This window comes from uncultured Ruegeria sp., from assembly GCF_947504215.1.
Taxonomy (GTDB): Bacteria; Pseudomonadota; Alphaproteobacteria; order Rhodobacterales; family Rhodobacteraceae; genus Ruegeria.
Genome location: NZ_CANNGO010000002.1, coordinates 54,332 through 72,088 on the forward strand (window position 1 = coordinate 54,332; position 17,757 = coordinate 72,088).

Genomic DNA, 17,757 nt, shown 5'->3' on the forward strand with positions numbered 1-17,757 from the left:
CGCCATTTGCGACGTTTCGTGTCACACAGCGCGTTTTTTCAGGATATAAATGTCCATGATCCAGCCATGATCAGCCCTGGATCGTGCGCGGGTTGCAAGGATGTCTTCGGCCACTTCATCCAGCGGCCCATGGATCAAGATTTCTTCTGTCATACCCACATAAGCGCCCCACCAGATGTCATAATCTGCCATTGCAAGGCTTTGAAACGAACATTCCCCATCCAGCATGACCGCGATTGTTAATACGGCTTCGGGCCAGCCTTCGTCACGCAGGCGACGGCCGGTCGTAACGACATAGGGCGCGCCGATGTCGTTTATTGGAATTCCGTGCGCTGCGGTTAACGCCTGCAGAGCGGTAATGCCCGGGATCACGCGTTTGACGGGTTTGGGCTCCAACCGCGCGGCGATTCGAAGAGAGCTGTCATAAAGCGAAGGATCCCCCCAAATCAGCAACGCAACATTGCCCGCGCTTGGGTGCGAGTCGATTGCGCCCTGCCACCGCAGCGCGATGGCATCATGCCAGTCATCGACACCCTGCAGATAACCGTCATCACCGCGTCTTTTGGGAATGTCGAAATAAGCAATCGTCGGTTGGGTGTCCGTCACTTGCGCAATGATCTGCTCGCGTATTCCGGCCAGATCGGCTTTGTTCTCGCCCTTGCGCGGAACCAAGATCAAGTCCGCTGCGCGGATGGCTTCTGCACCCTGAAAGGTGACATGGTCCGGATTGCCGGTACCGATGCCAACCAGATTCAGTTCATACATCGTCGAACTCCGCCAACGGGCCATACAAGATCAGCGCCGGAGCGGTTCCGATCTCGGATTGCAGCCTGTCCGACAAAGCCCCGACGGTTGATCGATGCAGCACTTGATCAGGGGTCGACACGGATTCGGCCATGAGCGCGGGTGTGTCCAGAGGCAGGCCATGCGCGTGTAACGCCTCGACCAGCAGTGGAAATGTCCGTTTGCCCATGAAGACAACGGTTGTGGCGTATGCATCTGCCAGCGCGGGCAGGTTCAGATCCTCCGGCAGCTGGCCGCTGACATCATGGCCCGTCACAAATTGGACCCGCCGCGCGGTCAGACGCCGGGTCAAAGGAATACCTGCGGCCGCCGCCGCTGCGATGGCGGACGGAATACCCGGTATGATCTCGTAGTCGATCCCAGCCTCGCGCAGGGCCACCAGTTCTTCCTCCAACCGCCCGAACAACCCGCCGTCACCGGATTTCAACCGAACAACCCGGGCGCCAGTTTCGGCATACTCAACCAACAACCGGCTGACATGGTTCTGTTTTGGTGAAGGGCGTCCTGCGCGTTTGCCGACGCCCACCAGATCCGCATCATCGCGCGCATGGGTCAGAATCGGGCCACTGCTTAGATCATCAAACAGCACGGCGTCGGCGTTTTGCATCCGATCGACGGCTTTCAGGGTCAACAACTCCGGATCACCGGGGCCAGAGCCGATGAACGAGACAAACCCGCTCATGCCGAGGCCTCTGCAATCAGGTGGAAGAACGTGCCCGTCACATTGCCTCGAACGGACCCGGTTTGTGGCCCTTCGGCGCCTTCGGCGTCAAAAACCCGGGCCAGAGGGGCGTCTGGCTGGTCCACGATTGAAGAATAGTGGAATTCGTGCCCGCGTAGGGCTGTGCCAGCAGTAAGCCCGGGCATGGGCGCCAGCAATTCGGCTTTGCGGTAGCCCAAGTTGAATTTGCGCTTTTCATAAGATGTCACCAGGCCCAGCAGACCGGCCATCTTGTGGCGCATGCCTTCCTTGTCAATCAAACCTTCGCCCAATGCCATATAGCCACCGCATTCACCATGGACGGGTTTGGTTTCAGCGTGTTTGCGTAGCCCTGCCAGGAATGTCTCGGCAGCGGCTAACTTGCCTGCATGCAACTCGGGATACCCGCCCGGCAACCACACGATGTCGACATCTTTTGCTGGGGCTTCATTGGCCAAAGGGGAAAACGGCAGAACCTCTGCCCCGGCAACGCGCCAGCCTTCCAACAGATGCGGGTAGGTGAATGAAAACGCGGCATCCTGCGCCAATGCAATCCGCTGGGCTGGAGGCTGCGGCAGCGCGGCTGACGACGGCCCGTAGGGGGCCGAGGAAGCCGCACGTTTGATCGCCTCAAGATCCACATGTTCACGCAGGAACGCAGCGTATCTGGTGATGGCGCTTTCTAGATCGGGATGCTCAACAGCTTGGATAAGACCCAGATGCCGCTCTGGCAGGGTCAGATCGCCCCGACGTGGCAGGACCCCCAAAACGGGCAGCCCCGCGCGCTCCATGCCCAATCGGGTCAGGCGTTCATGTCTGGGGCTGGCGCACCGGTTCAGGATGACACCGGCAAAGGGCAGGTCGGGGTTGTACATCCGAAATCCCAAAGCAGTGGCCGCTGCCGATTGCGCCTGTCCCCCCACGTCCAGAACCAGAACAACGGGCCATCCCATGCGCAGGGCGGTTTCTGCGCTGGTTCCATGCCCCAGCTCTCCGGGTTTTGCGACGCCATCGAACAAGCCCATTGACCCTTCGGCCACCACAATATCCGCGCCTTCTGCCTGTGCCGAAATCGCGTTCAGCAAAGGCTCTCCCATCGCCCAGCTGTCCAGATTGAACGAGGCGCGACCCGCAGCTGCCCGGTGAAAGGCCGGGTCGATGTAATCCGGTCCGCTTTTGAAGGGCTGAACGGTTAAGCCTTCATCTGCCAACGCCCGCAACAGGCCCAGCATCACGGTTGTCTTACCAGTGCCCGAGGATGGGGCTGAAATCAAAAGGCCGGGGGGTTTAGTCATCTCCGTGGCTCCAGCTTGACCAAGGGCTTTCAGCGCTTTGCGGGCGATAGCGGCGATCATAGGTTCGCGAATACAAACAGCTTTCGTCGAACCCCTCACCAGCCAGTGCAGGGCCAACCAAAATCAATGCCGTGCGCGAGATGCTGTCGTCCAAGGCTTCTTTCGCTGTGCCCAAGGTCGCGCGAATGACACGCTCATCCGGCCAGCTTGCGCGGTAGACAACCGCCACTGGGCAGTCCGAGCCATAGGCTGGGGACAGGTCGTCAATGACCTTGTCCAGATTCCCAATCGACAGGTGAATGGCCAGGGTCGCACCCGTTTTGGCAAAGTTCACCAGCGTTTCGCCTTGGGGCATCGAAGAGGCCCGTCCAGGCGTGCGGGTCAAAACCACCGATTGCGCCAGTCCCGGCAGCGTGAGCTCAGTCCCCAATGTCGCCGCTGCTGCGGCAAAGGAGGGCACGCCAGGCGTGACGCTGACCGGAATACCCATCTCTTTCAAACGCCGGATTTGTTCGCCCATTGCGGACCAGACTGACAGGTCGCCTGAATGCAACCGGGCCACGTCCTGTCCCGCCGTATGGGCGGTCTGGATTTCTGCCATGATCTGATCCAGATCCATTGGTGCCGTGTTCACGACCCTTGCGCCTTCTGGGCAGTGGCCCAGAATTTCCTCTGGCACCAGCGACCCGGCATACAGGCACACCGGACAGGACGCGATAAGGTCGCGCCCGCGCAGGGTCAGCAGGTCGGCGGCGCCGGGTCCGGCACCGATGAAATGAACGGTCATGTTTGTCCTCCGATGGCGACGGCGCAGGTCGCAAGCCGGTCGTCTGAAATCTGTCTGGGTGAGAGCAGCCGCGCGCCAGATCCGGCGGTGGCAATCGCGGATGCTTCGGCGACGCTGCCGGTGCCGTATGCGGCACGGCTGCGAGGCGAACAAGTAAGAGTGTGTTGCGCAGCCAAATCTTCAGGCGCGACGAAATGCAGAGGCAGGGCGGTTGTCGCAACAAACTCCACCAAAGCGGCATGGCCTGTCTTGTCCAAAACCGTGGCCAGCGCGTCCACGGTATGTCCACAACATGCCTTGTCAAAGGCTGCCCTTAGGCTGTCCGCCGTGGCGGTCGAAGAAAACCCAAGCCCTGCAACGATCATAGAGTTACGCTCCACTGCACCACCGGGTAGGCCGATTTCCAACCGCGCCGCGGGCCCAACGCACCAGCTTGCGCCAGTTCGATGCGCAGCAGGTCCCCACCCAGTTTTTCCTGCCACGCCGCCAGTAGCGCTTCGCTTTCCAAAGTAACAGCGTTTGCGACCAGACGGGTGCCCGTGCGCAGGTTCGCCCGAAGCCAGTCCAGCAACTCAGTACTGAGCCCGCCACCGACAAAGACAACATCTGGCAGGGTCAAACCGTTCAGGGCGTCAGGGGCGGTTCCATGAACAACGTCCAATCGATCCTGCCCCAAGCTGTCGGCATTGCGGCGAATACGGCTGGCCCGATCTTCCAACGGTTCAATCGAGGTGGCGGTCAGCGTCGGATCGCACATCAACCATTCGATGCTGATCGACCCGGTGCCGCCTCCGATATCCCAAAGATGTTCACCCCGTCGCGGGGCCAACGCTGACAGCGTCAGCGCGCGAATAGGACGTTTGGTAATCTGCCCATCCGTTTCGAATATGTCGTCCGGTTTACCTGCAACTTTTGGTAGAGCCCGGCCATCCCCCGCAACATCAAGACCGACGCAGACCGGATGCTCAAACGTCTCAAGCAGTGCTTGGGTCAGCGACATGCTGCGCGCCCGTTCGCGCGGTCCGCCAAGCGCCTCCATGACGTGCAGCGTTGTGTCGGCAAATCCGGTTTCTGTCAGATAGGTCGCCAGTTCCGCCACCGCTTGCCCGTTGCGCAGCAGCAGGATTGTTCGCAGCCCTGATGACAAGTGAGGGCGCAGCCGCGTCAGCGGGGCGGCGTGCAGGCCAAAGGTCAGCGTGGTTTCCAGCGGCCAACCCAACCGCGCTGCGGCCAGTGAAAATGTGGATTGCCCGGGGATCGAGACCCACTCTCCGGCATCGAAACTTCGCGCGATAACCGATCCTGCGCCAAACCAGAACGGATCACCCGAGGCCAGAACGACTGTCGGCCGCCCCCGCAATTTGCTCAGGATTGGCAAACCATCAGCAAATGGAACCGGCCATTCAACACGTTTTGCGCCGGTTTCAGGAATCAGCGACAGATGCCGCGGTGGTCCCATGATGATTTCGGCCCGGTCCAGCACTTGACGGCTTGCCGGTGACAGGCCATCCAGTCCATCTTCGCCCAACCCCAGAATGGTCAGCCACGGAGCTTTATGCATGTCCAACCTCCTGATCCTTGGCGGCACGACCGAGGCCAATGCGTTGGCCCGCAGCATATCTGACCTTGGCGTTTCCGCGACCTATTCTTATGCCGGACGCGTCGACACGCCGCGGTCGCAACCTTTGCCGGTACGGGTTGGTGGGTTTGGTGGGGCCGAAGGACTGGCGCGTTACATTCAGGATCTCGGGATCACCCATGTGATTGATGCGACACATCCCTTCGCGGCACAAATGAGCCGAAATGCGATTGACGCATGTGTTTCTACGGGTGTTCACTTGGCTGCGCTGACCCGACCAGCGTGGGCACATCAGGACGGGGATCGCTGGCAACGAGTTCCCGATGTCACGGCCGCTGTCGACGCATTGGCTGGTCCGACGCAGCGGGTCTTTCTGGCCATTGGACGAATGCACCTTGATGATTTCGTAGCCCAACCTCAGCACCGCTATTTGTTGCGATTGGTGGATGAGCCCGAAGCATTGCCATTGCCGAACGCGGACGTGGTGGTGGCGCGTGGGCCGTTCACGGTTGAAGGTGATCGCGCATTGATGGAGCGCCACGGCACCCAAGTGGTGGTGTCCAAGAATGCGGGTGGCAAGGGCGCGCGCGCCAAATTGGATGCCGCGCGCGCGTTGGGTATAACTGTCGTCATGATTGATCGCCCAGCATTGCCACTGCGGACAGAACTGTCGAGCGTCGCGCAGGTGTTGGACTGGCTGGATCATTCCGGTGTGAACCTCGGGGTGTAGACAATTGGAGTCCCGGACCGCTCAATTACTCGTGTCAGCGACGATCCTACAATCACCACTGTCTGCATATCTGCCATGTCCGGCGTCGCCTCGGCCAGAGTTGAAATGCGGATCGCCTCGTCCGGGCGTGAAACTGCCCGTGCAAACAGGATCAGCCGTTCGGGCTCGCATTCCTCGTGCAGGATTTCTAGCGTTTTAACAAAGCCTTCCGGGCGAGACTTCGAGCGAGGATTATAAAACGCCATTGCGAAATCCGCCTGAGCGGCCAGACGCAACCGCTTCTCGATCAAGGGCCAGGGTTTGAGATTGTCACTGAGGTTGATGGTGCAAAAATCGTGCCCCAAGGGCGCACCGGCGCGGGCCGAGGCAGCGAGCATTGCGGTGATCCCGGGCAATACATCGATTGGAATGTTGCGCCACGTGTCCGGGCCGTTTTCCAGCGCTTCAAACACAGCCGCCGCCATGGCAAACACGCCGGGATCGCCTGAGCTTACGACGACAACGCGCCTTCCGTCTGCGGCCATTTGCAGGGCGTGCTGGGACCGGTCGATTTCAACCCGGTTATCACTGGCATGCAGGGTAAGCCCCTCGCGCTCGGCGACCCGTGCAACATAGGGGATGTAACCAACGATATCCGTCGCGTCGGCCAGCGCGGCGGTGACTTCGGGTGTCACCAGATCGTCATTGCCAGGGCCAAGGCCTGCAATCTTGATCCATCCCGTCATGGTCGCCGTCCCTGGCCGTGCACAATTATGATCGAAAAATATGGGGTTACCTTATCGCAAGCCTCAGACAGCTTCGTCACTGTCTGGTTCGGCATCTGCGCATACTCTACGATCCACGCACGCTCATAAACACCAGCCTTCTGCAGCGCCCGTTTTACTTTGTTGATATTGCGCCCAATTTTCATGACCACCAAAGCATCTGTTTGCGCCATCCGTTGCGCCAGATCTTCCTCGGGAAGGGTGCCCATCAGAATGGTCAGGACATCATCCCCCCAGGTGATCGGATCACCCGTAGCGGTCCAGGCGCCTGACATACCGGTGATGGCGGGCACAACATCTACGTTAACTTCACCGCGCAATCGATTATAAATATGCATAAAAGATCCGTAGAAAAATGGATCACCCTCACAAAGAACAATCACATCTTCGCCCTGATCCGACAAAGCTTTGAGACGTGCCGCGCAATCTTTATAGAATGCGGACAGCAACTCGTTGTAGCGTGGATCGCTGAGCGGGATTTCGGTTGTCACAGGGTATTCCATCGGGAATTCGATGGCGTCCTCAGGGATCATGCCGTTTACGATTTTGCGCGCCTGACCACTGCGGCCGGGTTTGCGGAAGAAGGCGACGTGACGGGCGTTTCGCAACAGCCGGTCTGCCCGCACACTCATCAGGTCCGGGTCACCGGGGCCGAGGCCCACACCGTATATCTTACCAGCACTCATTCTTTGCGGCTCGCTATGGCGTTGATCGCGGCGACAGTGATGGCGCTGCCGCCCAAGCGACCTTTGACGATGCAGGACGGAGCAGGCTGTGCCTCCCACAGCGCATCTTTCGATTCCACCGCGCCGACAAACCCGACCGGGCAACCGATAATGGCTGCAGGGCGGGGGCAGTCGGGATCTTCCAGCATGTTCAGCAGGTGGAACAACGCGGTGGGTGCGTTTCCGATCGCCACCACAGCGCCGTCCAAGTCTGGACGCCATAGCTCCAGCGCGGCGGCTGAGCGGGTGTTGTTCATCTCAGCGGCTAGCGGGCGTACGCGTTCGTCATGCAAGGTGCAGATCACCTCATTATCTGCGGGCAGGCGGAACCGGGTCACACCTTCGCTGACCATGCGTGCGTCGCACAGGATAGGCGCTCCTTTTTCCAAAGCGGCACGGGCTGCGTGCACAAAATCAGGCGAGAAATGCACAAACTCCTCCAGCCCGACCATCCCGGCAGCGTGGATCATGCGCACGGCGACCTGTTCTTCATCAGCGGTAAACCGGGCAAGATTGGCCTCGGACCGGATCGTTGCAAAGCTTTGTTTGTAGATCGCCGCGCCATTGGTTTCATATTCATAAGGCATCAGGTCAGGTCCATGGTCATAAGTGTGTTTGCGTCAAGCCCGCTTTGGCAGGGCTCGTCCCCTGCGCGACCCCGTTTGACAAGATTAAATCGCCCTGCCTTGCCTACCAAAGTGACATCCGCGGGCCCCATGCGGGCGCAGCCCTTTGCGCAACCTGAAACGTGCAGGCTGCCACCCACGCGCGGTGCCAGGGCACGGGCGATATCGCGCGTTTCCACCTGAGCCTGCGGGCAGAACGGTGTCCCGGGGCAGGCGTCGGTGGTCATCAGCGGGTCGGTGCCGTCTGTTACAAAGTCCGGGGCGGATATCGCCGCCCCGCCTTCCAACAGTATCAACCGCCACGGGGTGACACGCAGGGCAGATGCGCCTGTGTTGTCAAACAGACTGCGCAGGCTGGGGGCGTGCAACTGGCCGAACGCCGCACCGTACACCACGCCTTGATCACAGGCGCCGGGGCATAGTGCAGCTCCAACAGGTCCGGTCTCGTCGCCTTGCCAATCCTGCGGCAGGTTTTGAGAGGCGACCAAACGCGCCATGCGCCGTGCGTCCGTCGATGAGTTCTTTGAAAACCAACCCGCCAATGCAATCAGTTTGTCGATGGCTTCTTCCTCGGCGACACGGCGACCTGTTTCGGCACCATCGGCGCGCAAGATCAGGTCACCCGAGTTTAACTCCAACCGAATGTCCGCGGAATCACCTGCCAGCAAACGCTCGGGCCCGGTATCTATGGCAAAACCAAACTTGGCGGGAAGGGACGGTAATTCTCCCAACCGGTCGATCAGGCCTTGCGTCAACCGCATGGTCAGATCACCTGACCGGTAAAGCGGTGAGACCAGAATATTGCGCCGCACTTCTATACCCGGTTCGGCGTCCAGCAGATCCAGTTGTGCCAACTCTATCAGCAACAGTTGATGATCATCGATCGCAACGCCACGCAGTTGCAGGTTCGCGCGGTTGGTCAGGTCGATTGTCCCGTTCCCAAATCGCTCTGCAAGGTCGCACAGGCCCAACACCTGACGTGTGTCCAACCGTGCCAGTCGCGGTCGGACCCGCACCACCAGCCCGTCGCCCGACATCATTGGCCGATGGGCGCCGGGGCACCAGCCCTGAACGATGGGGGCGCTCATCGCATCCCCTCCAGGTCGGCGCGGATCGAGTTTCGGCGCGTGTCCCACAACCCGGCATCCAGCAATGCGCGAAATCTGTCCTGCATGGCTTGATGCGCCTGCGGGTTGGCGTCATGCAGGAAGGCGTCCACCTCAGCGTCGCCGAGGGTCGCGTCGTGATAAAGGTCGAATAGATGCGGTGCGACGGTGCCGGACAGATGCGCGAACGAGGCCATGTGATCCAGCGTCGCCGCGATCTCGGCGGCCCCGCGGAAACCATGCCGCTGCATGCCTGCGATCCAGCCGGGATTGGCCGCGCGGGCGTAGACGACGCGGCTGATTTCTTCGGGCAAGGTGCGGGCGCGGGGGGTGTCGGGGTTGGTATTGTCCAGATGGTACAGCTGCGCGGTGCCGCCGATGACTTTCTTGGCGGCGGCAAAACCAGCCTCATGCGTGGCATAATCATTGGCCAACAGCAGATCGGTCTCGGTCAGGTCCTGCAGGTGCACAAAGCTGTCTGCTTGTGTGACGCGTTGGGTGATGCCGTCAAGATCCTGCGCAATGTGCTCGCCTTCCAACGCGTATGAGCTGGCGTTCAGCCACGCTTCGCCCGCTTGGATGCGTGCCTCATCCGTGTAGGTTTCGGACAGCTGCGTCATGTTCAGGCCATAGCTGCCCGGTGCCGGGCCATAGACCCGCGCAGCGGGCGCGAGACCGGCATACGGGTTCCAGTCTGCGGATTCGTCGCGGTCCGACAAGGCGCGCACGGCCTGACCGTATAAGGCCGACAGGGTCGGAAATACGTCGCGAAACAGGCCAGAGACGCGCAGCGTTACGTCCAGCCTCGGGCGGTCCAAATCGGTGATCGGCAAGACTTCGATGCCCGAAACGCGCTCAGATCCTGCGTCCCAGACCGGTTTTACACCCAGCAGGTGCAGCGCCATGGCGAATTCTTCGCCAGCCGTGCGCATGGTGGCGGACCCCCACAGGTCAACGATCAGGCCCTTAGGGTAGTCGCCTTCTTCTTGCAGATGCCGGCGGACCAGTTCTTCGGCCAGTTTCACACCTTGGGTATAGGCCGCGCGGGTCGGCACCGACCTCGGATCGGTGGTATATAGGTTCCGCCCGGTCGGTAGCACGTCGGACCGTCCCCTATAAGGTGAACCGGAAGGGCCTGCCTCGATCCGTTTTCCAGCCAGCGCATCCAGCAACGCAGAGCGTTCTGCGTCGGCTGACGGTTCGGTATCGAAGCTGGCTGTCACGGCAGGTTTGCGGCCATAGATATGTAACCCGTCTCCGAACTGGCTTTCTTTGATATCGCAGACAAATCGATCGATGCGGGTGATCGCCTCGGCGGTGCAACTGGCTTGGTTGAGGCTGAGATCGTTCTCCAACCCGATGGCTTTCGCTTCGTCGCGGATGTCTTCCTGCAATCTGTCGCGGCGCTTTGGATCCAGCCCATCGGCGTTCGAAAATTCATCCAACAGCGATTCCAGACGAACCATCCGGTCCGGCGTGCCGCTTTCCTTCATCGGTGGCGGGATGTGCCCCAGCGTGACCGCTCCGATCCGGCGTTTGGCCTGTGCGGCCTCGCCGGGGTCGTTCACGATAAAGGGGTAGATCACCGGCAGATCGCGGATCAGTGCCTCGGGCCAACACGTCGCGGACAGGGCCACAGATTTGCCGGGCAGCCATTCCAGCGTCCCATGTGCGCCAATATGGATCAGAGCATCGGTGCCAAGACACTTTCGCAGCCACAGGTAAAAGGCGACGTATCCGTGGCGCGGAGTCCGGGACAGATCATGATATTCATCGTCTCGCAGCTCGGGTGTGCCGCGCTCCGGTTGCAATGCTACGAAAGCCTTTCCACGTCGAAGCGCGGTAAAGCGAAACGCGCCGTCAGTTAGGGCAGGGTCGTCCTCAGGTTGGCCCCAGACGGCTTCGAGGTCTGATCGCAACTGCTCGGGCAGGTCCGCAAGCGCCGACAGGTAGTCCTCCAACGGCCAAGATATCCGGGCGTCCAGCAAGGTTTCGGCTATCGGCTCAGCCGGGCCAGTGTCGTAGCCTTCCGCCTGCAAATCACTCAACATAGCCTCGGCAGAGGCCAGTGCGTCCAGCCCGACAGCATGGGCCATCTGCCAGTCCTTGCCAGGATAGGTTGAAAGAACCAAAGTAGGGGTTTGCTTGGCTGCAGGTTTTTCGCTGAGGTTCAGCCAACCTGTTACCCGGTCGACAATCGCCTCGATCCGTTCTGCATCGGCGCGGTGGGCAAAACGAGAATACTCCAGATGTGGGTCGCGTTTTCCCGGTTCCTTGAACGAGGCGATGCCTGCTGACACCCGCCCGTCCACTTCGGGCAGAACCACATGCATGGCGAGATCGGCAGGAGAGAGGCCGCGTTCTGCCTCGGCCCACGCCTTGCGGCGCGCGGTTGACAGGGCGACCTGAAACACTGGCACGCCCGCAGCGTCCAGCGGTGACATACCCGACGCGCCCTTGCCCGAGAACGAGGTGGCGTTAATGATGGCTGACGGGTTCAGCGCGACGACCTGATCCCGCAACCAATCTGCCGCAGCTGGTGCCTTCAGGGAGGGGGCAAACATCCCTACGGCCTCCAACCCCCGGCCACGCAGGCTGCGGATCAGCGCAGCAACCGGCGCGGTGTCCGCCGAGGTCAGGTAAGCGCGGTAAAACGTGACAAGCACGCGCCGGGCATCGCCAGCAAACGCGGCTTCGGCTGGAATCACACCACGATCCGGGCACCATGCGCCGCATTCGGGAATTGCCTTGGACCCCATAACCGGCCCGGCATAAAGTCCTGCTGCCAGCGCCATCTGCGCCAGTGCCGCCTGCGCCGCGACTTCGCCCCCGTTGTCACACAGATGCGCCAACCGCCGTAAGGTCGAGACGGGCAGGGTCGAATAGTCGTCAAGCCGCGTATCTTCACGCCCATCCGCTGGCAGCACAGCCAGTGCGATGTCTTTGGTTTGGGCCAGAGACAGAACCTGTTGTAGGCCATAGGACCAGTAAGGCACGCCGCCAATCAGGCGGATCAAAATGCCTTTGGCGCCTTCCAATGTTTGTTCCACATATGTGTCAACAGAAAGTGGGTGTTTTAGCGCCGTCAGATTCGCAAGCCGCAGCGTCGGCATCCGACCCTCGGATCCGCCACCGCGATGCCAGCCTGCCGCAAAAGCGCCAAGGTCACTGTCGGAAAAGGACAGCACAACCAGATCCGCCGGGCTTTGGCCCAGATCGGTTGGGGTCTCGGTTTCCTCTAACCCGTGGCTTTCGCGGAAGACGACGTGCATGGCTTATTCGGCAGCCTCGGTCACACCCACGAGGATATGGCGAATTTCAGCCTCTTTGATGTCGTCATGCTCGGCGATCACCACCAGACGCGAGCGGCGCTCTTCACCCGACCCCCACGGACGGTCGTACTGGTGACGCACACGGGAACCGACGGCCTGCACCAGCAGACGCATGGGTTTGCCCTGAACGGCCGCATAGCCTTTGACCCGCAGGATATTCAGCTCATTGGCAAGACGTTCGATGTTGGCGACTAGTTCGGCAGGATCGGCCTGCTCCGGAAGATCGACGATGACGCTTTCGAAATCATCATGTTCGTGATCATCGTGGCCGTCATGATGTGACGGGCGGGCGTCCATGTCATCCTCGGCAGCTGCCCCAAGCCCAAGCACAACGCGCACATCCACCGCACCTTCCGCAACCTCGACAACGGGCAGGGGCCGTGGGGCCTCGGCCGCGATGACCTCTTTGGCTTTCGCCACACCTTCAGGACCTGCCAGATCAGGTTTGGTCAGCAAGATGATGTCAGCACAGGAGATCTGGTCTTCGAACACTTCGGACAGCGGCGTCTCATGGTCAATGGACTCATCGGCCATGCGCTGGGCGTCGACTGCCTCGACGTTCGGCGCAAACCGACCGGCGGCGACAGCCTCTGCATCCGCCAGAGCAATTACGCCATCCACGGTGATCTTCGAGCGGATATCTGGCCAGTCGAAAGCCTTAAGCAACGGTTTCGGCAGCGCGAGACCCGAGGTTTCGATCAGAATATGATCCGGGCGCGGTTCCAGCGCCATCAGCGCCTCGATGGTCGGGATAAAATCATCGGCCACAGTGCAACAGATGCACCCATTGGCCAGTTCCATGATGTTCTCGGCCGGGCAATCCGGGATCGCACAGGATTTCAGGATGTCGCCGTCTACGCCCACATCGCCAAACTCGTTGACCACAATCGCCAGACGCTTACCCTGCGGGTTCTGCATCAGGTGGCGGACCAGCGTCGTTTTGCCCGAACCCAGGAAGCCGGTGATCACAGTGACGGGGAGTTTTTCGAGATTGCTCATTCCAGGGCTCCAATCGGGGGAATACGGGCCGCACAGTTCTTGCGGAAGTGTTCAGGACGCTCGCGCCATTTTACCAGGCCATCTTCGGCCGCCAGGTATCTAGTGGCACCTTCGACGATGATGTCGACATCGTCATCTTCGTTCAGGTTCTCATAGACGAAAGTCCAGCGGGTTGGCCCGCCGCGCAGGACGATCGAACAGCCCTGATTGCAGTTCGACAGGCACTCCACGGGCTTCAGTTTCACGCCGTCGGGCAATTCTGCCTGTTCTAGCGCTTTGTGCAGTAAGGTGCCGGGGCGCTGCGCATCGTCTTCGATGGGCAATCCACGTCGGCAAGTTGTGCAAACCAGCAGTTCGACTGGTGTGGTCTCGGTCACGTCTCTCATCCCCCTTATCGGTTCACTGGGGGACGGGGTTTCATGCGGGCCACGCTGTTCGCTATGGTCCCGACACCGGAACACCCCGTCCGGTCTGGTCTTCGGGTGCTGGCAGGTCTCCCGGCTTGCGGATGTCAGAGCCTAGGCTCTGCCGGATGTCCCGCCTTCCCGGCCAATTGGCCAGTGGCATTGGGCACCCTCTCCGGTCACGGTCGCGGGGGCGGCTGCGTTTGGCGGTAGACCCGTTGACGCATTCCCTTTTCATCTGCTGTCGCAGACACCAACGAAAGGGACATGCGGCACGCGTGGGCCGCTTGTCAAGCGCGTTACGCGTATGGTGAGGAACCGAGGATAAAAAGCGACCTGCCAGCGTCGCTGGGCGTCATGATCGCTCGAGGCCCGCCAAAGCGCGGGCGTCGAGATGTAGTCAGCGACCGGTTTGGAGGCCACCACCCCGAGATCCCAGTTTGAAATGCAAGATGGCGAAGAGAAAGAGCCGGCTGATCGGTCGTTCCACAAGGTCGAGATGCAGATTAACTTTGTCACGGGCTTGAGTAAAACGATTTGCCATTGGCTTGTGCAAAAACGATCTGGATCAAGCGGATGGAGGCGAGTACCGGAATCGAACCGGTGTACACGGATTTGCAATCCGCTGCGTCACCACTCCGCCAACTCGCCTTTTCAAGTAAAATCAAATACTTGCCGTGGTGTGGGTGGCGTTTTAGCAGCTTTCTCTGGAGGCGTCCAGTGGATAGGGCGCAAATTTAGCGGCGCGATTGCAAATTGCGGAAACGTGCCGGCCGCAGCCTGATCGGCAGGCGTAGATTGTGGCATCTGGGCCGTTGCCGCGCTGTGTTGGATATGGCACAAGCCAGATAACCTTGGGAATAAGACGAGAGATCCTATGACTGATTTCGTAGCCCGGCGCCGTACGATGGTTGATACGCAAGTTCGGCCTTCTGACGTGACGAAGTTCCCGATCATTGATGCCATGCTGACAGTTCCGCGCGAGAGCTTTGTGCCCGACGCGCAGCGCGAAACGGCCTATGTCGAAGGGCTGATCGATTTCGGAAACGGGCGCTATATGCTTGAACCGCGAACTCTGGCTAAGATGTTGGATGCGCTGAACATCTCGAATGACGAGATGGTTCTCGATATCGCGCCGGCCATGGGGTATTCTACAGCGGTTGCCGCCCGGATGGCGCAGTTGGTCGTAGGCGTCGAAAGCGACGAAACGCTGGCTGCCGAGGCGCAGACTTTATTGTCCGAGGCTGATGCGGACAACGCAATCATTCATGTCGGAGCGCTTGAACAGGGCGCGGTCGAGCATGGCCCATATGACGTGATCATGATTCAAGGCGGTGTCGAGCAAGTGCCGGACGAATTGCTGGATCAGCTCAAGGATCACGGTCGCATCGCTTGCCTGTTTGTCGAAAAAGGCTTGGGAACGGTACGGATCGGGCACAAAACAGGTGGCCGGGTCAGTTGGCGCGATGCGTTCAATGCTAGCGCACCGGTTCTAGAGCATTTTTCCGCCGAGTGTGCATTTTCGCTATAGTCTGGCGTTGGATAATTCTGTCGCCTTGATTAGTTGAAATCAAAGACGCAAACTGCTTTCAGGGCGGCGTAATTTCTATTTGAGAGGATTTGGTTATGCGTGGTACAGCAACAGGCAAGCTGGTCAAGGCGTTGGCAGTGACCGCAGGTCTTACGCTAAGCGTCATGCCATTGCGCCCGGCATGGGCTGACAATCTGACCGATGCGTTTATCGGGGCTTACAACACCAGCGGTTTGCTGGAGCAAAACCGAGCCTTGCTGCGCGCCGCAGATGAAGATGTTGCCATTGCTCTGGCGGCGCTGCGACCCATCATCAACTGGACGGTCCGGGTCAGCCAAGACTATACGAAAACACGCCGCGGTACGACCGTCGCGACAACCAATCCGACCGACTTTTTCTCGGGCCTAACGCTCAGCCAGCTGTTGTACGATGGCGGTGCCTCGGCACTGGGGAAGCAGTCGGCGCAGGAAACGGTATTGTCGACCCGGCAATCACTTATCGATATCGAGCAGCAGATCCTGTTTCGCGCCGCGACCGCATATCTGAGCGTTCTTCTCCAGGAAGAAACCGTTCAAATCCGCCAAAACAACGTTGATTTGTCCAGCGAAGAACTGCGCGCCTCAAATGATCGGTTCGAAGTGGGTGAAGTTACCAGAACTGACGTCGCCCTGTCCGAAGCTCAATTGGCCAGCGCGCGCGCTGATCTTGCCGATGCACGCGGCGATCTCAGCACCGCACAGGCGGAGTACGTGAATGCGGTTGGGAAACTGCCAGGGCGCACTGCTGGTCAGCCCGGGCTTCCGAACCTGCCGCGTTCGCAATCCGACGCGGTTAACTTGGCCCAACGGAATCACCCGTCTATCTTGTCTGCGCAGCATCAGGTGCGGGCGCTGGATTTGGTCGTTCAGCAACAGCGCGCCAACCTTGGCCCAAATGTCAGCCTGAATGCGGATGCCGGAATCACTGAAAGCTACGACGACGACAATTATACAAACGACGCGACTGTTTCGCTGAGCCTGACACAGCCGATCTACGCCGGTGGCCGTCTGGCCGCCGCTGTGCGACGTGCAATGGCCACCCGGGATGCGTCGCGCGCGAACCTGCTAAATGTGCAAAAAGACATTACGCAGGGCGTAACGGATGCTTATGTCCGCTTCGAAACCGCCACGGCCAGCCTCACCGCATCGACCGAGCGTGTCCGCGCATCGCAGGTCGCCTTTGACGGGATTCGGGAAGAAGCGACGCTGGGCGCACGAACAACGCTGGACGTGCTGACAGCTCAGCAAGATCTGCTTGATGCGCAACTGGCCGAAATTGCCTCGCGGACCGAACGTTCACTGGCTGCTTATCAGCTGTTGCAGGCGCAGGGGCTGCTGACTGCCGAACGCATGGGTCTTGCAGTTCAGATCTATGACCCAACGCTTTATTATAATCTGGTCAAAACGGCGCCGGCCAAGGTCAGCAAGCAAAGCAAGGATCTTGATCGTGTCCTCAAAGCGTTGCGGCGGGACTGATAAACAATACTAGTTGTTGTGAGGCTACGATTGTTTGGCTAGACTCGACCCCAAGGATAGAGCGGTAGAAAAACAATGTCTGATGGTGTCGTAAAAGCAGGTATCGAAGATGTCTTGTCTTCGGTAAAACGGTTGGTCAGTGACGACGGCCGCAAAAATTCAGTTTCGGATCAAGGGTCTGGGGGGCGTAAGCCCGGGCGGCTGGTTCTGACGGACGCCTTGCGTATTAGCAAACCCGCTAAGGTTGAGGAGGGCGCTGCCCCTCTCAAGCTTGACCCAGAGTATAGCGCCGAGGATTCGGCCAAACCGATGTTGTTGCGCGCCTGCGATATCGTTCGTACGGAAGCTGCGGCAAATCAGGATGACAAAACGCAGGGCGATACGGCAGACGCCCTGCAGGAGGCTGTTTCCCCAAATGATCCGGCAACCAGTTTAAGCTCCAAGATCGAAGCGCTGGAGGCTGCGATTGCACGGACCGAGGATCAATGGGAACCTGACGGGGACAGCGATGATGCCTATTCCGGCACCCCGACACGGGCGCTGCGGTGGAATGTTCAAGAGACGACCGCCGAGACGGAGCAGGAAGATCAGGTTGAACTGGATGGTCATGAAGCCGACGCTCAGGCGGCGAAGTTTATTCGTGACCCTGAGGTTTTTGAACCGTCGATCTCTGAGGAAGACCCAGCAGATACCCTCGATCAGGTCATGGCAACCATGGATGAGGATGAACTGCGCCACTTGATCGCCGAAGTTGTTCGGCAAGAGCTGCAAGGCGCATTGGGTGAACGGATTACACGAAACGTCCGCAAAATGGTTCGGCGAGAGATCGCCCGGGCATTGGCGGCGCTGGACGTGGAATAG

The 17,757-nt window shown here is 59.8% G+C and carries 17 protein-coding genes, 1 tRNA gene and 1 riboswitch; of the genes, 4 read left to right on the plus strand and 14 right to left on the minus strand.

Annotation, left to right across the window (positions count from 1 at the left end; genetic code table 11):
- Positions 1-21: 21 nt before the first annotated feature.
- From cobF to cbiE, 6 genes are read right to left on the minus strand one after another with little or no spacing between them, the layout of a single operon-like run.
- The gene (gene cobF / locus Q1B21_RS05530) at positions 22-765 is read right to left on the minus strand and encodes a precorrin-6A synthase (deacetylating) (protein ID WP_299886917.1); all 744 of its coding nucleotides are present in this window, start codon (positions 763-765) and stop codon (positions 22-24) included.
- A complete protein-coding gene (gene cobA / locus Q1B21_RS05535; protein WP_299886921.1) occupies positions 758-1,486 on the minus strand; it encodes a uroporphyrinogen-III C-methyltransferase in 729 nt (242 codons plus the stop codon). The genes cobF and cobA overlap by 8 nt, the downstream gene beginning before the upstream one ends.
- Positions 1,483-2,799: a cobyrinate a,c-diamide synthase gene (locus Q1B21_RS05540; RefSeq protein WP_299886924.1), complete on the minus strand. Its 1,317-nt coding sequence runs from the start codon at positions 2,797-2,799 to the stop codon at positions 1,483-1,485. Before Q1B21_RS05540 ends, cobA begins: the two co-directional genes overlap by 4 nt.
- Entirely contained in the window at positions 2,792-3,586 is a 795-nt protein-coding gene (gene cobM, locus Q1B21_RS05545) for a precorrin-4 C(11)-methyltransferase (RefSeq protein WP_299076480.1), read from the minus strand. The genes Q1B21_RS05540 and cobM overlap by 8 nt, the downstream gene beginning before the upstream one ends.
- Positions 3,583-3,951: a cobalamin biosynthesis protein gene (locus tag Q1B21_RS05550; protein ID WP_299887565.1), complete on the minus strand. Its 369-nt coding sequence runs from the start codon at positions 3,949-3,951 to the stop codon at positions 3,583-3,585. Before Q1B21_RS05550 ends, cobM begins: the two co-directional genes overlap by 4 nt.
- On the minus strand, positions 3,948-5,147 hold the full coding sequence (gene cbiE, locus Q1B21_RS05555) for a precorrin-6y C5,15-methyltransferase (decarboxylating) subunit CbiE (protein ID WP_299886927.1): 1,200 nt from the start codon (positions 5,145-5,147) through the stop codon (positions 3,948-3,950). Before cbiE ends, Q1B21_RS05550 begins: the two co-directional genes overlap by 4 nt.
- Between cbiE and Q1B21_RS05560 the strand changes: the two genes are divergently transcribed.
- Positions 5,146-5,895 (plus strand): cobalt-precorrin-6A reductase, encoded by a 750-nt coding sequence (locus tag Q1B21_RS05560; RefSeq protein WP_299886930.1) that lies wholly within the window; start codon positions 5,146-5,148, stop codon positions 5,893-5,895. The two genes, cbiE and Q1B21_RS05560, sit on opposite strands and share 2 nt — an antisense overlap.
- On the opposite strand, the gene cobJ is transcribed toward Q1B21_RS05560, so the two are convergent.
- From cobJ to Q1B21_RS05600, 8 genes are all read right to left on the minus strand, one after another.
- Positions 5,868-6,620 (minus strand): precorrin-3B C(17)-methyltransferase, encoded by a 753-nt coding sequence (gene cobJ / locus Q1B21_RS05565; protein ID WP_298936737.1) that lies wholly within the window; start codon positions 6,618-6,620, stop codon positions 5,868-5,870. The two genes, Q1B21_RS05560 and cobJ, sit on opposite strands and share 28 nt — an antisense overlap.
- On the minus strand, positions 6,617-7,345 hold the full coding sequence (locus Q1B21_RS05570; protein ID WP_299886933.1) for a precorrin-2 C(20)-methyltransferase: 729 nt from the start codon (positions 7,343-7,345) through the stop codon (positions 6,617-6,619). The genes cobJ and Q1B21_RS05570 overlap by 4 nt, the downstream gene beginning before the upstream one ends.
- Positions 7,342-7,971, minus strand: coding sequence for a precorrin-8X methylmutase (locus Q1B21_RS05575; RefSeq protein WP_299886936.1), 630 nt, complete (start codon positions 7,969-7,971; stop codon positions 7,342-7,344). Before Q1B21_RS05575 ends, Q1B21_RS05570 begins: the two co-directional genes overlap by 4 nt.
- Complete coding sequence (gene cobG, locus Q1B21_RS05580; RefSeq protein ID WP_299886939.1) at positions 7,971-9,098, minus strand: precorrin-3B synthase; 1,128 nt, start codon at positions 9,096-9,098, stop codon at positions 7,971-7,973. The genes Q1B21_RS05575 and cobG overlap by 1 nt, the downstream gene beginning before the upstream one ends.
- Entirely contained in the window at positions 9,095-12,388 is a 3,294-nt protein-coding gene (gene cobN / locus Q1B21_RS05585; protein WP_299886942.1) for a cobaltochelatase subunit CobN, read from the minus strand. Before cobN ends, cobG begins: the two co-directional genes overlap by 4 nt.
- A gap of 3 nt (positions 12,389-12,391) precedes the next feature.
- Complete coding sequence (gene cobW / locus Q1B21_RS05590; RefSeq protein ID WP_299886945.1) at positions 12,392-13,447, minus strand: cobalamin biosynthesis protein CobW; 1,056 nt, start codon at positions 13,445-13,447, stop codon at positions 12,392-12,394.
- Complete coding sequence (locus Q1B21_RS05595) at positions 13,444-13,833, minus strand: DUF1636 domain-containing protein (protein WP_298936731.1); 390 nt, start codon at positions 13,831-13,833, stop codon at positions 13,444-13,446. The genes cobW and Q1B21_RS05595 overlap by 4 nt, the downstream gene beginning before the upstream one ends.
- Before the next feature lie 83 nt (positions 13,834-13,916).
- Positions 13,917-14,124: riboswitch (cobalamin riboswitch) on the minus strand.
- Positions 14,125-14,428: 304 nt separating this feature from the next.
- Positions 14,429-14,502, minus strand: a tRNA-Cys gene (locus tag Q1B21_RS05600).
- A gap of 226 nt (positions 14,503-14,728) precedes the next feature.
- On the opposite strand from Q1B21_RS05600, the gene Q1B21_RS05605 reads away from it, so the two are divergent.
- The 3 genes from Q1B21_RS05605 (at position 14,729) to Q1B21_RS05615 (ending at position 17,757) form a co-directional block, all read left to right on the plus strand.
- A complete protein-coding gene (locus Q1B21_RS05605; RefSeq protein ID WP_299886948.1) occupies positions 14,729-15,382 on the plus strand; it encodes a protein-L-isoaspartate O-methyltransferase in 654 nt (217 codons plus the stop codon).
- 95 nt (positions 15,383-15,477) lie between these two features.
- Entirely contained in the window at positions 15,478-16,896 is a 1,419-nt protein-coding gene (locus tag Q1B21_RS05610) for a TolC family outer membrane protein (protein ID WP_299886951.1), read from the plus strand.
- 75 nt (positions 16,897-16,971) lie between these two features.
- Entirely contained in the window at positions 16,972-17,757 is a 786-nt protein-coding gene (locus tag Q1B21_RS05615) for a hypothetical protein (RefSeq protein WP_299886954.1), read from the plus strand.